The organism is Streptosporangium sp. NPDC004379 (assembly GCF_042873875.1).
Lineage (GTDB): Bacteria > Actinomycetota > Actinomycetes > Streptosporangiales > Streptosporangiaceae > Streptosporangium.
Genome location: NZ_JBIAMC010000003.1, coordinates 538,023 through 552,899, shown reverse-complemented (window position 1 = coordinate 552,899; position 14,877 = coordinate 538,023). Strand labels below are relative to the sequence as shown.

General features: G+C 73.7%; 10 protein-coding genes. 8 read left to right on the top strand and 2 right to left on the bottom strand.

Going from position 1 to position 14,877, the window contains the following annotated elements; genetic code table 11:
* Positions 1–329: 329 nt before the first annotated feature.
* The 3 genes from ACFYSC_RS09675 (at position 330) to ACFYSC_RS09665 (ending at position 4,107) form a co-directional block, all read left to right on the top strand.
* A complete protein-coding gene (locus ACFYSC_RS09675; protein WP_389959084.1) occupies positions 330–1,577 on the top strand; it encodes a sensor histidine kinase in 1,248 nt (415 codons plus the stop codon).
* Between the two features lie 14 nt (positions 1,578–1,591).
* Positions 1,592–2,239: a response regulator transcription factor gene (locus ACFYSC_RS09670; RefSeq protein ID WP_362929385.1), complete on the top strand. Its 648-nt coding sequence runs from the start codon at positions 1,592–1,594 to the stop codon at positions 2,237–2,239.
* Between the two features lie 434 nt (positions 2,240–2,673).
* On the top strand, positions 2,674–4,107 hold the full coding sequence (locus ACFYSC_RS09665; RefSeq protein WP_389959080.1) for a tetratricopeptide repeat protein: 1,434 nt from the start codon (positions 2,674–2,676) through the stop codon (positions 4,105–4,107).
* 150 nt (positions 4,108–4,257) lie between these two features.
* On the opposite strand, the gene ald is transcribed toward ACFYSC_RS09665, so the two are convergent.
* Positions 4,258–5,373, bottom strand: a complete 1,116-nt coding sequence (gene ald, locus ACFYSC_RS09660) for an alanine dehydrogenase (RefSeq protein WP_362929379.1) — start codon at positions 5,371–5,373, stop codon at positions 4,258–4,260.
* A 110-nt stretch (positions 5,374–5,483) separates the two neighbouring features.
* Positions 5,484–6,878, bottom strand: coding sequence for an aspartate aminotransferase family protein (locus ACFYSC_RS09655; protein ID WP_362929377.1), 1,395 nt, complete (start codon positions 6,876–6,878; stop codon positions 5,484–5,486).
* A 284-nt stretch (positions 6,879–7,162) separates the two neighbouring features.
* On the opposite strand from ACFYSC_RS09655, the gene ACFYSC_RS09650 reads away from it, so the two are divergent.
* From ACFYSC_RS09650 to ACFYSC_RS09630, 5 genes are all read left to right on the top strand, one after another.
* Positions 7,163–8,509 (top strand): M20/M25/M40 family metallo-hydrolase, encoded by a 1,347-nt coding sequence (locus ACFYSC_RS09650; protein ID WP_389959077.1) that lies wholly within the window; start codon positions 7,163–7,165, stop codon positions 8,507–8,509.
* A gap of 234 nt (positions 8,510–8,743) precedes the next feature.
* Positions 8,744–9,640 carry an ATP-binding cassette domain-containing protein gene (locus ACFYSC_RS09645; protein ID WP_389959075.1) on the top strand — a complete coding sequence of 299 codons (897 nt, stop codon included), beginning with the start codon at positions 8,744–8,746 and terminating at the stop codon, positions 9,638–9,640.
* Positions 9,637–11,922 (top strand): YhgE/Pip family protein, encoded by a 2,286-nt coding sequence (locus ACFYSC_RS09640; protein ID WP_389959071.1) that lies wholly within the window; start codon positions 9,637–9,639, stop codon positions 11,920–11,922. The genes ACFYSC_RS09645 and ACFYSC_RS09640 overlap by 4 nt, the downstream gene beginning before the upstream one ends.
* Positions 11,919–12,647 carry a TetR/AcrR family transcriptional regulator gene (locus tag ACFYSC_RS09635; protein ID WP_389959068.1) on the top strand — a complete coding sequence of 243 codons (729 nt, stop codon included), beginning with the start codon at positions 11,919–11,921 and terminating at the stop codon, positions 12,645–12,647. The genes ACFYSC_RS09640 and ACFYSC_RS09635 overlap by 4 nt, the downstream gene beginning before the upstream one ends.
* Positions 12,648–13,006: 359 nt before the next feature.
* Positions 13,007–14,791, top strand: a complete 1,785-nt coding sequence (locus ACFYSC_RS09630; protein ID WP_389959065.1) for a substrate-binding domain-containing protein — start codon at positions 13,007–13,009, stop codon at positions 14,789–14,791.
* Positions 14,792–14,877 lie beyond the last annotated feature (86 nt).

Genomic DNA, 14,877 nt, shown 5'->3' with positions numbered 1-14,877 from the left:
TTTGGCCTCCCACAGTCAGCTCGCCCCAGCCTTTCGCGGTTCGCTCGTTCTGTCAGCCCTTCGCATGACCTTGGTCGAATTCCCGTCCGCCGCCGGTCGAATCCAGGCGGCCTTCGTCAGTTCCCCGTCCGCCGACGACCGGCTTCGCGGAAACCACCGGCGGCCTCGGAAAACCACCGACGGCCCCCGGACCGCCGCGGGCTTCCCGGAAACCACCGGCGGCTTCCCGGAAACCGCCGCCGACCGGCCTCCGGCTACCGCGGACGGCGTAGCCGGCCCTGCCGCGCCGGGGGGACGAACCGGGCGGTGGGCGGGCGTAAAGTTCGGGCGTGCGCGCCGGAACCCGATGGATAGACCCGCTGCTCCCCCTGCTCGTGGCGGCCGTGCAGGTCGTGACGACCCAGGGCGCGCAGTGGAACCAGCCCGACCGCCTCCCTGTCGACCTCCTCGGCAACGCGCTGCTGGTCGCCGGGCCGCTGGCCCTGGCCGTACGGCGCCGCCACCCGGCCCTCACCCTGGCCGTCAACATCGCCGCCACCTGGGTCTTCATCCTCCGCGGCCACGCCTACGGGCCCATCTTCTTCAGCCCGGCCATCGCCCTGTACACCGCCGTCACCCTGGGCCACCGGCGCGCCGCCTGGATCTCCTCGGCCGTGACCTACGTGTTCTTCGTCGTCTACACCACCTGGCTGGCCCCGGTCCCCAGCCCCGGGCTGTGGCACATCCTGGCCATCGCCGCCGCCATGGGAACGGTCCTCGCGACGGGCGAGTTCGTCCGCGCCCGCCGCGAACGGCTCACCGAGCAGCGGCGGGTGGCGCGGGAGGAGGCCCGGCGGCAGGCCAGCGAGGAGCGGCTGACCATGGCCCAGGAGCTGCACGACGTCCTCGCGCACAACATCTCCCTCATCCACGTGCAGGCGTCCACCGCGCTGCACCTCATCGACGACCACCCCGAGCAGGCCCGCACCGCGCTCACCACGATCAAGCACGCCTCCAAGGACGTGCTGACCGAGATGCGCTCGGTCCTCGGCGTGCTGCGCGACGGCGCCCCCCGCTCCCCCACCGCCGGGCTGGACCGGCTGGAGGAGCTGGCCGGGCGCAGCGGGCTGCCGGTCGCCACCGAGGTCACCGGCGCCGTCAGGACCCTGCCGCCGGGCGTCGACCGGGCCGGCTACCGCATCGTCCAGGAGGCCCTCACCAACGTCACCCGGCACGCCCCCGGCGCCTCCGTCGCCGTCCGGCTGGAGTACGGCCCGCGCGAGCTGGTGGTGCGGGTGACCGACACCGGCGGAGACGCCCCCGCGGGCGGGCCGGGCAGCGGCCTGGGCGGCGGCAACGGCATCCCCGGCATGCGGGAGCGGGCCGCGGCCCTCGGCGGCACGCTGACCGCCGAGCCGTACGGGCGGGGCTTCCGCGTCGAGGCGCGGCTGCCGATCCCCGAGGGGAGCGCACGCTCGCCCGAAGAGGACGCACGGCCCCCCGAAGAGGGCTCGCGGCAGGCACCGCGGGACGGCGCGGGACAGGACGGTCCACGGCCTCCCGGGGAAGGCGCGCGATCCGCCGGAGAGGCCCCATGATCCCAGGAGACCGCATGATAAAGATCGTCATCGCCGACGACCAGGCGCTGGTCCGGGCCGGGTTCCGCGCCCTGCTCGACGCCCAGCCCGGGATGACCGTGGTGGCCGAGGCCGCCGACGGGGAGCAGGCCCTGAGGCTGGCCGCCGAGCACGGGCCCGACGTGGTGCTGATGGACATCCGCATGCCGGGCATGGACGGCCTGACCGCCACCCGCCGGATGCCCCCCGGCCCGAAGATCATCATCCTGACGACCTTCGAGCTGGACGAGTACGTCTTCGAGGCCCTGCGGGGCGGCGCCAGCGGCTTCCTGGTCAAGGACACCGAACCGGACGAGCTGATCCAGGCGGTCCGCGTCGTGGCCGCCGGGGACGCGCTGCTCTCCCCCGGCGTGACCCGCCGCCTGATCGCCGAGTACGCCAGCCGCGCCAAGCAGCCCCACCCGGCCCGCGAGCTCGCCCTGCTCACCGACCGTGAGCGCGAGGTGCTCGGCCTCGTCGGCACCGGCATGACCAACGACGAGATCGCCGCCAAGCTGTTCATGAGCCCCGCCACGGCCAAGACCCACGTCAGCCGGGCCATGGTCAAACTGCACGCCCGCGACCGCGCCCAGCTCGTCGTCATCGCCTACGAGACCGGCCTGGTCCGCCCCGGCTGGACCTGACCCTCCCTTTGCGAACCCTCCGCCCCGCGAGGCGGCGCCTGGAATACTCATCGTGTTCACAAGGACACTAAGGGGAATCATGGTGGTCGTCATGACAACGCATCGGAGGTCCGCCGACCTGAGGCCGACCCCCGAGACCGCGTCCCGCCCCCTGCCCGGTACGGCACGTCGCCGGTCACGCTCCGTGTCGATCCCGTTCCCCGCCCGTCACCGGAACGACTGACGGGTACGGCGCGCACCGGCGCGGCGGCGTAACGGCCGCCCCTGCGAAAGGCGGTCATTTTTCGGCCCGTCCGGGAAAAATTTCAATTACACTCCGTGCTCGCCCGGTCACGTGGCAATCTGTCGGATGTCCTGACGAGGAGGGTGACATGGGGTGGTGGCCCGATGGTCCGGAGACGGTTTCGACCCGGGCGACCCCCCGGAGTACGGCGGTGCCGCCTCCCCGTGGCGGCCGCCACGGCTCCGGCCCCGATCCGGGCCCCGGCCCGGCTCCCGGGCCGGGTCTCGATCCGCACATCGGGCCGGATCCCGACCCGGGTCTCGGCCCGGACGAGGAGGCGGAGCTGCTGTCGGCCGCGTACGGCGGCGACACGCGGGCCGCGCACCTGCTGGGCCGGCACTTCGCCCGGCGCGGCGACCGGGCGGCGGCCCGCCGCTGGTGGGAGCGGGCCGCCGCCGGGGGAAACATGGACAGCGCCTACAACCTGGGCCTGTGGCACGAGACGCACGGCGGTTCCGACGACGCCGTGCGGTGGTACGAGCTGGCGGCGGACGCCGGTGACGCCGAGGCGGCGGCCGGTCTGGCGAGGCTCCTGCTGGAGCAGCGCGGCGACGTGCCCGGCGCGCGGCGCTGGTTCGAGGCGGCGGCGCGGGGCGGATGCCGGGCGGCGGCGCGGCGGCTGGCGCTGATCTGCGAGGACGCCGGTGAGACGAGGGCCGCCGGGGAGTGGCATCGCAGGGCGGCGGTGGCGGGCGACCTGGCCTCGGCCCACGACCTGGGGTTCATCGCCTACACCCGCGGCGAGGACGACGAGACGCTGCGCTGGTGGGAGCTGGCGGCCCGGGGCGGCCACGCCGACGCCGCCTACCACCTGGGGCTGTTCCTGCGGGCCGACCGCGACCCCGAGGGGGCCGAGGCGTTCTACCGGCTCGCGGCCAAGAGCGAGCATCCCGGCGCCGCGTCCCAGCTCGGTGGGATCGCGCTGTCCCGCGGTGACCTGCGCACCGCCCGCGCCTGGTTCGAGCGGGCCGCCCGCGCCGGGCGGATCGACGACCAGCGGATGGCGGGGTTCGTGTGCGTGGAGCTGGGCGATCCGCGGACGGCCGGCCACTGGCTGGGCCGGGCCGCGGCCGGGGGCGACCCGGAGGCGGCCTTCACCTTCGGCCTGCTGCTGATCGCCGAACGCGGCGACGTGCGGGGCGGGCGGCGCTGGTTCCGGGAGGCGGCGCGGGCCGGGCACCGCGGGGCCGCCGCCGAGCTGGCCTCGCCGACCGTGGAGGCGGGGCAGCGGCGGCCGGCGGTCGTGCTCCCGCCGTTCTGGGACCGTTCGGCCTCGCCGGAGCTGGTGGCCCGCGCCGAGCTGACGGCCGCCGCCGTGGCGCGGCAGGGCGGCACCCCGCTGAAGGTGGCGGACCTGACCGAGATCCTGGGCACCTGGGATCTGGTGACCCGGCCGCCGCGCGACCGCGCCGGCGCGCTGGCGTGGCTGGCCGGGCGGAGCGACCTCCCGCGGGACGCGCTCGCGCACCTGGCCTCGGTGCGGGACACGCTGCTGCGCCCGGGCGGCGCCCCGTGGCCGACCCCCTCCGAGGTCGAGCGGGTCCTGGCGGTCGCCCGCGACCTGCGCTCGTCCTGGCCGCTCTGACGCCGCCCCGCACGGCCGGTCCCGCACAGGCCGTACCGGGCCCGCCTCGCACAGGCCGTACGGGTCCCGCCTCGCACGGCCCGGCCGCGCACAGCCGTACGGCCCGCCCCGCGCGGCAGGAGCGCGGGAAGCGGGCCGTACGGGGTCGGGTCAGGCGGCGAGGACCTCGGAGACCGGCGTGTACGGCAGGTCGAGGGCGAGTGCCACCTGGTCGTTGGTGAGCCGTCCGTCGTGGGTGTTGAGGCCCGGGGCGAGGGCGGGGTCCTGCTGCAGGGCCGACTTCCAGCCCAGGCCGGCCAGCTTGACCGCGTACGGCAGGGTTGCGTTGGTCAGCGCGTAGGTGGAGGTGTTGGCCACCGAGCCCGGCATGTTGGCCACGCAGTAGAAGACCGAGTCGTGCACCTTGTAGGTCGGCTCGGCGTGCGTGGTCGGCCGGGAGTCCTCGAAGCAGCCGCCCTGGTCGATGGCGATGTCGACGAGCACGGAGCCCGGCTTCATCCGGGAGACCAGGTCGTTGGAGACGAGGGTGGGGGCCTTGGCGCCGGGGATCAGCACCGCGCCGATGACCAGGTCGGCCGCGAGGACCTCCCGCTCGATGGCGTAGGAGTTCGAGACGAGGGTCTTCAGGCGGCCCTGGTAGACGGCGTCGATGTGGCGCAGGCGGTCGATGTTGAGGTCGAGGACCGTGACGTCCGCGCCCATGCCGACCGCGATCTGCGCCGCGTTGAGTCCGGAGACGCCGCCGCCGATGACGACGACCTTCGCCGGGGCCACGCCGGGCACGCCGCCGGGCAGGATGCCGCGGCCGCCGTTGAAGCGCATGAGGTTGTAGGCGCCCACCTGCGGGGCGAGGCGGCCGGCGACCTCCGACATCGGGGCGAGCAGCGGCAGGGTGTCGCCGACCTGCACGGTCTCGTACGCGATGCCGGTGACCTTCCGCTCCAGCAGGGCGTCGGCGCACTCGCGGCCGGCGGCGAGGTGCAGGTAGGTGAAGAGCACCTGACCCTCGCGCATGCGGTGGTACTCCTCCGAGATCGGCTCCTTGACCTTGAGGATCATCTCGGCCTCGGCCCAGACCTCGTCGGCGGTGTCGAGGATCTTGGCGCCGGCGAAGAGGTAGTCCTCGTCGGGCAGGTGCGAGCCGAGGCCGGCGTCGCGCTGGACGTACACCTCGTGGCCGTGGCGGACGAGTTCGTGCACGCCCGCCGGGGTGGCGGCGACGCGGTATTCGTGGTTCTTGACCTCGGCGGGCACGCCGATCTTCATCGCGGTTCCTTTCGGTGCCGACGGGACGCCGGAGAAGCGGGGGGTGAAGGGGCAGGGTAGCGCCGCGCACCGGTACGGGGACGCGCGGCGCGCGGCGCGGCGCCGTACGGCTAGAGCAGGCTCCACGCCTCCGTCAGCACGGAGCGCAGAATCGACTCGATCTCGTCGAACTCCTTGGGACCGCAGATGAGCGGCGGGGCGAGCTGGATGACCGGGTCGCCGCGGTCGTCGGCGCGGCAGTACAGCCCGGCGTCGAACAGGGCCTTGGACAGGAAACCGCGGAGCAGGCGCTCGGACTCGTCGGCGTCGAAGGTCTGCTTGGTGGTCCTGTCCTTGACGAGCTCGATGCCCCAGAAGTATCCGGAGCCGCGGACGTCTCCGACGATGGGCAGGTCGAGCAGGCGCTCCAGGGTGGCGCGGAAGACCGGCTCGTTGCGGGTGACGTGGCCCAGGAGGTCCTCGCGCTCGAACAGGTCGAGGTTGGCCAGGGCGACGGCGGAGGAGACGGGGTGTCCGCCGAAGGTGTAGCCGTGGGCGAACATCTCGGTGCCGCCCTTGAACGGCTCGAACAGCCGCTCGGAGGCGATCATGGCGCCGATCGGGGAGTAACCGCTGGTCATGCCCTTGGCGCAGGTGATGATGTCGGGGACGTAGTCGAACTTCTGCCCGCCGAACATGGTGCCGAGGCGGCCGAAGGCGCAGATGACCTCGTCGGAGACCAGCAGGACGTCGTACTCGTCGCAGATCTCGCGCAGGCGCTTGAAGTATCCGGGGGGCGGCGGGAAGCAGCCGCCGGCGTTCTGCACCGGTTCGACGAAGACGGCGGCCACGGTGTCGGGGCCCTCCATCTCGATGGCGCGGGCCACGCGCTCGGCGGCCCAGTAGCCGTACTGCTCGGGGGTCATGCCGGGCACGCCGGTGATCTCGTCGGCGCGGTAGTGGTTGGTGTTCGGCACCCGCACCGAGCCGGGGACGAGCGGCTCGAACATCTGCTTGAAGGCCGGGATGCCGGTGATCGACAGGGCGCCCTGCGGGGTACCGTGGTAGGCGATCTGGCGGCTGATGACCTTGTGCTTGAGGGGGCGGCCGGTGAGCTTGAAGTACTGCTTGGCGAGCTTCCAGGCGGTCTCGACGGCCTCGCCGCCGCCGGTGGTGAAGAAGACCCGGTTGAGGTCGCCGGGGGCCTGCTCGGCCAGGCGCTGGGCGAGCTCGGCGGCCTTGGGGTGGGCGTAGGACCACAGGGGGAAGAACGCCAGCTCCTGGGCCTGCTTGGCGGCGGCCTCGGCCAGCTCGCTGCGGCCGTGGCCGGCCTGGACGACGAACAGCCCGGCGAGCCCGTCGAGGTAGCGCTTGCCGTGGACGTCGTAGATGTACGAGCCCTCACCACGGACGATCATCGGCACTTCGGAGTCCTGGTAGGCGCCGTGCCGGGTGAAGTGCATCCAGAGGTTGTCCTGGGCGGCCCGCATGATCGAGGCCACGTCGGTGTTTTCGGGGTGCGTCATTGCCATCTTCCCTCGCTGAGCTGGGCTGCCAACCAGTGTGCCCGGAAAATACGGACATTGACAAGTGAAAACGTGGCTTCGATGTGAAACAGCGTCGAAATCCGTGGCTGCGGTACGCTACGGCAACGAAATCCGCGCACTCATATCGGGGCGGAACGGGCAGCGCACGCCCCTCGGGCCGCAGGTCGGAAGTGGGATGTGCTGGAATCGGACGTTGGAGCGGCCCACCTCACCGGCCGCTCCACAACGGAAACGATCAGATATCGAGATGCGGGGTAAAGTTCGTGACTCCTGACGAGATCGAGGGCGCCGTCGCCGCCGGCATGCCTCAGGCGGTCGAAGACCTCAAGCGGCTCGTCGCCATCCCCTCGGTGGCCTTCCCCGGCCACCCGGAGGAGCCGGTGCACGCGGCCGCCGCCGCCACCGAGGAGCTGCTGCGCAGCGCGGGGCTGCCGCACGTCCGCCAGATCCCGGTGGACGGCAGCTTCCCCGCCGTCTACGCCGAGGCCCCGGCGCCTCCCGGCGCGCCGACCGTCCTGCTCTACGCCCACTACGACGTCCAGCCCGCCGGGGACCCGGTGCTGTGGCGCACCCCGGCCTTCGAGCCGACGGAGATCGACGGCGCCCTCCACGGCCGCGGCGCCGCCGACGACAAGTCGGGCGTCATCTCCCACGTGGCCGCCCTCCGCGTCTTCCAGGGCCGCTTCCCGGTGGGCGTCAAGGTCATCATCGAGGGCCAGGAGGAGTACGCCGGGGAGCGCCTGGAGGCGTTCGTCGAGCGCAACCCCGAGCTGCTCCGCGCCGACGCGATCGTGGTGGCCGACACCGGCAACCCGCACGTCGACGACCCGGCGGTGACGACCTCCCTGCGCGGGATGGGCGCCTTCACCGTCGAGGTGCGCACCCTGGAGGAGGCGCTGCACAGCGGCACGTTCGGCGGCGCCGCCCCGGACGCCCTCGCCGCGCTGCTCCGCATGCTGGCCTCGCTGCACGACGACAACGGCGACGTCCGCGTCCCCGGCCTGCCGCACGGCGTCTTCCTGGGGGATGGCCCCTCGGAGGAGGACTTCCGCAAGGGCGCGGGCGTGCTCGACGGCGTCTCACTGGTCGGCTCGGGCTCGCTGGCCGACCGGCTGTGGGCCTCCTACGCCATCACGGTCACCGGCCTCGACGTGCCGACCGTCGCCGGGGCCATCAACGCGGTCCAGCCGGTCGCGCGCGCCCGGGTGACCGTACGGGTCCCCCCTGCCGCCGACCCGAGGACGGCCGTCGAGTCCGTGGTCGACTTCCTCAACCAGGTCGCCCCCTGGGGCGTCAAGGTGAGCTTCAGCGACTACGTCGCCGGCTCCGGATTCCTCGCCGACTCCGGCGGCACGGCCCGCACCGCGCTGAACGAGGCGATGGAGCGCGCCTACGGCCGCCCGCCGCGCGACGTCGGCACGGGCGGCTCGATCCCGCTGGTCTCCACACTGGCCAGGCAGTTCCCGGCCGCGTCGATCCTGCTGTTCGGCGCCGAGGACGACGACGCCTCGATCCACGCGCCCAACGAGCGCGTGGACCTCGGCGAGCTCCGCCGCAACATCCTGGCCGAGGCGCTCTTCCTGCAGCGGTACGGCGCCGCGACGGCCTGAGGCCCGCCACCCGGCCCCTTCCGGCCCCCGGCCTTCCGGTGGGGAGGCCGGAAGGCCGGGGACCGGAGGACCGGAGACCGGAACGGGCCCGCCGGAGGCCGGAGACCCGAAGCCGGTCCGCCGAAGGCCGGTCCGCGGAGGGCCGGCCGCCGAGAGCCCTGCCCGCCCTCGGGCAGGGCTCTTTTCACGTGATATTTTTTATACTGACTGGTCAGTTTAAAGAACGGAGGGTGCGTGGTGTTCCGAGGAGCCGAGGTGCGCGCGACGGGTCTGTCGCTGAGAGGCGACCACGGCTGGGCCTACCGCGGCGTCACCCTCCACGCCGAGCCGGGCGGCGTCACGGCGGTCACAGGCCAGGCCGGCACCGGGCGGACGAGCCTGCTCCTCACCCTGGCCGGGCGGATGAGGCCCACCGAGGGCACGCTCTCGGTCGCCGGGCACACCACGCCGAAGACGATCCGGCGGATCGCCGCGCTCGGCCTGGTGGACGGGGTGAACGACCTGGAGAAGGCGCTGTCGGTCGCCGAGCACCTGCACGAGCGGTCCCCCGGTCTCCTCCGGCGCGGCCGGCAGGAGGCGCGCGCCGCGCGTGCCCTGGAGCTGGCCGGCCTGGACCTTCCGCCCGATGACCGGACCCTGGTCCGCGACCTGGGGCGGGAGCAGCGGATCCGCCTGGGCGTCGCCCTCGCGCTGCTCGACGAACCGGGGCTGCTGGTCGCCGACGACATCGACGTCGGCGTCACCGCGGACCGGAGGGAGGCGATCTGGGGGACGCTGTCGGACCTGGCCGCCCTGGGGCTGACCGTCGTCGCCTCCTGCGTCGAGGACGCCCCGGTGCCGTCGGTGCGCCTGCCCTCCGGAGCCGCGGCCCCGGAGGCCCCGAAAGCCCCGGAAGCCGAGGCGGGTACGGCGGGCGCGGTCGTCCCCTTCGCCGGGCAGTCACCGCCGGAGCCGCCCGCCGGCCGGGCTCGGACCGCGCCGCGCCGGGACGCGCCGGACGGGGGGACGCCGGACGGGGGGACGCCGGACGGGAAGGCGCCGGACGGGCGCGGAGCGGGAGCCGTACCGGGCGGGGGCGGCGAGGACGACGGACACGCGGCACGCGAGGAACACGAAGGAGAGAACCGATGAGGGCGCTGGGACCGGGACGGCTGGAGCTGCGGCGGTTCACCCGCTCACGGCTGACCCGCTCGGCGCTGGCCGGCGTGGTGATGCTGCCGCTGCTGTACGCGGGGCTGTACCTGTGGTCGTTCTGGGACCCGCAGGGCCACCTGGAGAACATCCCGGTCGCCCTCGTCATGGAGGACCGGCCCGCCGAAGCCGGCGGCAGGACGATCGACGCGGGCCGCGACCTGGCCGACGAGCTGCGCGACCGGAAGGTCTTCGACTGGCACCGGGTCGACGCCCGCGAGGCCGCCGACGGCGTCAACGACGGGAGCTTCTACCTGTCGCTGACCATCCCCGCCGACTTCAGCGCCCATCTCGCCTCGCCGTCCGAGAAGGACGGCACACCCACCCCCGCCGAGCTGGGCGTGCGGGTGGACACCGGCCGCAGCTACATCATGGGCACCATCTCCGACGCGGTGTTCGCCGAGGTCAGGGAGGCGGCGGGCCGCACCGCGCTCAAGGACTACTGGGACGACGTCTTCGTCTCCTTCGGGGAGCTGCACGACGCCACCGCCAAGGCCGCGAACGGCGCGGACGAGCTCCACGACGGCGCGGCGAAGGCCGGCGAGGGCGCGTCCTCCCTGAACGACGGCCTCGGCCAGGCCCGGAACGGCGCCCACCAGCTCGCCGTGGGCCTGGGCAGCGCCGACACCGCGACCGGGAAGCTGGCGGCCGGCGCGGACAGACTGGCCGGAGGTCTGGGCGAGGCGGAGAGCGGCTCACGCAAGCTGGGTGCGGGGCTGACCAAGCTCACGAGCGGCGCCGAGCAGGTCGCGAAGGGCAACGCCAAGGTCTACGGGCAGGTCCACGGACAGGTGACGAAGCTCAACGCCGTGGCCGATGAGGTCATCCCGGCTCTGGAGGAGAACGGCACGCGTCTCGCGGCGCTCGCCGAGGCCGTGCGACGCGGCGCGGACGACGTCGCCGACGGCGCGGGGGCGCTGCCCGGCGCGGTCAGGCAGAACGCGGACCAGGCCGGTCGGCAGGCGCAGGAACTGCGGAACCTGCTGGACGACGACCCCGACGCCGACCCGCGGCTGCGGGCCGTCGCCGACCGGCTCACCCAGTCCACCCAGGAGGTCGCGAGCGGCCTGGACGGCGCGGGCGGCGGTGACGCCGGAAACGCCGTGGCCCGGCTGCGGCAGAGCGCCCAGCGGATCTCCGAGATCGCGGACCGTACGGCGAAGCTCGCCCCGACCGCCGGTGAACGGCTCGGCCAGATCAGGGACAAGATCAACGAGCTGGACGCGGGGCTGGGCAAGCTGGCGGACGGCTCGGCCAAGGTGTCCCAAGGGCTCGGCGACGCGTCGGCGGCGAACGGCAAGCTCACCGCCGGGCTGGCGAAGCTCGGTGACGGCGCCGGACAGCTGTCCGGCGGACTGGCCCGGCTCAACGGCGGCATCGTCAAGCTGAGCGACGGCGCGGCCCGGGTCGACAGCGGCGTCGGCCGCCTGCACCGGGGCGCGGGGGAGCTCAGCACCGGCCTCGGCAAGCTCACCGACGGCTCCGCGGAGCTGAGCGACAAGCTCGGCGACGGGGCCGGGGAGATCCCCGACTACGGCAAGGGCGAGCGCGCCGACCGCAGCGACATGATGAGCGAGCCGGTCAGAGTGGCCAAGCAGGTCCTCAACGAGGTTCCCAACTACGGCACCGGCTTCGCGCCGTTCTTCGTCCCGCTCGCCCTGTGGGTGGGCGCTATGGTCAGCTACATGGTGCTGCGGCCGCTCAACCCCCGTCTCCTCGCCGGCACGGCCACCGCGTGGCGGATCGCGGTGGGCGGCTGGCTGCCGGGCCTGGTGCTGGGCGCGGCCCAGGTGGGCGTGCTGCTGGCGGTGCTGCGCTTCGGGCTCGGCATGGAGGCCGCCCACTGGGCCGGGGTGGCCGGGATCCTGCTGCTCACCGCGGCGGCGTTCCTCGCGGTCGTGCAGGCGGTCAACGCGCTGCTCGGCCCGCCGGGCCGGGTCGTGGTGCTGGCCCTGCTGATGCTGCAGCTCACCTCCTCGGCCGGCACGTACCCGATCGAGACCTCGCCGGGCTTCTTCCAGACGATCTCGCCGTGGCTGCCGATGAGCTGGGTGGTCAGCGCGCTGCGCCGGCTGATCAGCGGCGGCGACCTCACCGTGGTCTGGCAGGCCTGCGGAGTTCTGGGCCTGACCGTCGCGGTGGGCCTCGCGCTGACGGTCCGCGCGGTGAACAAGGGCCGCACCTGGTCGCTGCGCCGCCTCCACCCGGAGCTGGCGCTGTGACCGCCGGCGCGGCCTCGTCGAAGACAGCGGCGAAGACGGGAGGGCGGCGGGCCGAGACCCGGCTGAAGCTGTTCACCGCGGCCGTGGAGGTGATCGCCGAGCAGGGCTACACCGCCGCCACGGTGGAGGCGATCGCCGAGCGCGCCGGGGTGGCCAAGGGCACCGTGTTCTACAACTTCGGCAGCAAGGAGGCGCTGTTCGCGGCGATGCTCGACCACGGCATCGAGCGCCTGGCCGGCGCGCTGGCCGAAGCGGCCTCGCCCGCCCCGGCGGCCTCGGTGACTTCGGCGGCCTCTGCGGCCTCTGCGGGCGGACCGGGCGGAGCCGCACCGGGCGGGCCGGGCCCCGCCGCACCGGGTGACGCCGTGCCGGCTGGCGCCACGGCACTGGAGGCCCTGGACGCGGTGGTCATGGCGCAGCTCCGGTTCTTCGAGGAGTACGGCGCGTTCGCCCGGGTGCTGCTCGCCGAGATGTGGCGCACCGCCTGGCAGGACGCGGTGGCCAGGCTGCGCGACCAGGTGCTGGGCGTCTACGCCGACGTGCTGCGCCGGGCGGTGGCCGAGGGCCTGGTCCGGGAGGGCCTGGACGTCGAGACCGCGGCGACCGCCGTGTTCGGCATGGTGGTGACCGTGTCCATCGAGCGCCGGGCGCTGCACCCGGACCGCCCATTGGAGGAGCTGCACGCCACGCTCGCCGACCTGCTGCACCGGAGGGTCACCGGCTGACCGGCCCCGCACCGGCTCGGGCCGGGAGTGGCCCGGTTCCGGAGCCGGGAGGCCGGTCCCGGCCCGAGCCGGAAGCGGCCCGGTTCCGGAGCCGGGAGTGGCCCGGATTCGGAGCGGGAAGCCGGAGAGCGGGAAAGCCGGGGAGCAGGGAGGCCGGGAGCGGCCCGGATTCGGAGCGGAGAGGCCGGGAGGCGGAGAGGCCGGGAGGCGGAGAGGCCGGGGGCGATCAAGAGGAGCCGGGAGAATCGGAAGGCCGGAAAGCAGGTTCCGGAATGCCCGAAAATTCGGAATAACCAGGGGAGACGGCGTCCCCCGGCGTTTCCCTTGTCCCGGCGGACCGGCCTTCCTACGATCACCCCGTGGCCTACACCCCCGCACGTCCCCGCCGGAGGATCCTGCCCTACCTCCTGGCCGTGGTGCTCGCCGTCGGGCTGATCGCCGGACTGCGCTGGTACACCGGCCGGGAATCGGGCGTCGCCGAGCCGAGCGCCTGCCGGGGCGAGGCGACGCGGATCCGCCTGGCGTCCTCCCAGGACAAGATCTGGCTGCTGCGCGAGGCCGCCAAGGCGTACAACGGCCGGGCCGTCGCCGGCCGGTGCGCCGAGGTGGTGGTCGACGAGGCCAACTCCGGCACCGCGATGCGGGCGCTCGCCCGGGGCTGGAAGGACACCGACGGCCCGCGGCCCGACGTGTGGTCGCCCGCCGCCTCGGCGTGGGTGACGCTGCTGCGCCAGCAGGCCGGAGGCTCCGACGGCACCGTTCCGGTCGCCGACGCGAAACCCGTCCCGATCGTGACCGCCCCGCTGGTCTTCGCGATGCCCAGGCCGATGGCCGAGGCACTGGGCTGGCCGGGCAAGGCCGTCGGCTGGTCGGACCTGGCCGCTCTGGCCGGTGACCCGCGGGGCTGGGCGAAGTACGGGCACCCGGAGTGGGGCCGGTTCAAGCTCGGCAAGACCAACCCGAACTACTCCAGCAGCGGTCTCAACGCCACCATCGGCGCCTACTTCGCCGCCACCGGCACGACGTCCGACCTGACCGCCGCGGACGTCGCCGACGCGAAGACCCGCGCCTTCGTCAAGGGCGTCGAGCAGTCGATCGTCCACTACGGCGACATCTCCATGACCTTCCTCGGCAACCTGCTCCGCGCCGACGACCGCGGCGAGGCGATGTCCTACATCTCCGCGATCACCATCGAGGAGAACTCGGTCACCGACTACAACCGGGGCAACCCGTCGGGCAACCCGGCCACGCTGGGCCGGCACGCCCCGCCGCGCACCCCGCTGGTGGCCGTGAACCCCAAGGAGGGCACGCTCTACTCCGACCACCCCTACGTGCCGCTGACCTGGATGGACCCGGCGAAGAAGGCGGTCGCCGACGACTTCCTGGCCTACCTGCACAGCGCGCCGGTGCAGGCGAAGTTCACCGAGTACGGCTACCGCGGCTTCGACGGCAGGCCGGGGCCCCGGGCCACCCGGGAGAACGGCGTCGTCCCCGACGCGAAGATCACCGCGCTCAGCCCGCCCACCCCGTCCGTCATGGACAAGGTCCTGCGGAGCTGGTCGGAGCTGCGCAAGCGGGCCAACGTGCTGATCGTGGTGGACAGGTCCGGTTCGATGGAGGAGGAGGCCACCGGCACCGGGCAGAGCCGCCTGGAGCTGGCCAAGAAGGCGGTGGCCGGCGCGCTGCCGCAGTTCCGCGGGGACGACCGCGTCGGGCTGTGGGCCTTCTCCACCGGGCAGGACGGCGGCCGCGACTACCGGGAGCTGGTCGGCGTCGAACCGGTGTCGAAGACCGGCTCCGCGCTGCGCGACCGGATCGGCGAGCTGACCGCCCAGGGCGGAACCGGCCTCTACGACACCGTCCTCGCGGCCGTCGACCGGATGCGCCGCGCCAGGGACGAGGAGGCGATCAACGCGGTGGTCTTCCTCACCGACGGCAAGAACGAGAAGAACGGCGGCAGTGACCTGAACCACCTGCTCACGCGGCTCAACCCGGAGGTGCGCCTGTTCACCATCGGCTACGGCGAGGGCGCGGACCAGGACGTGCTGCGGCGGATCGCCGAGGCCACCGACGGCGCCGCCTACGACTCCTCCCGGCCCGACACCATCGACCAGGTCTTCACCAGCGTGATCTCCAACTTCTGAGCGGGCGCCGGTACCCGGCGCCCGCCCCGGCGACGGTGCGGTCCTCAGGACGACGCGGTCCGGAACCCGTCTACGCCCTCCCGGGC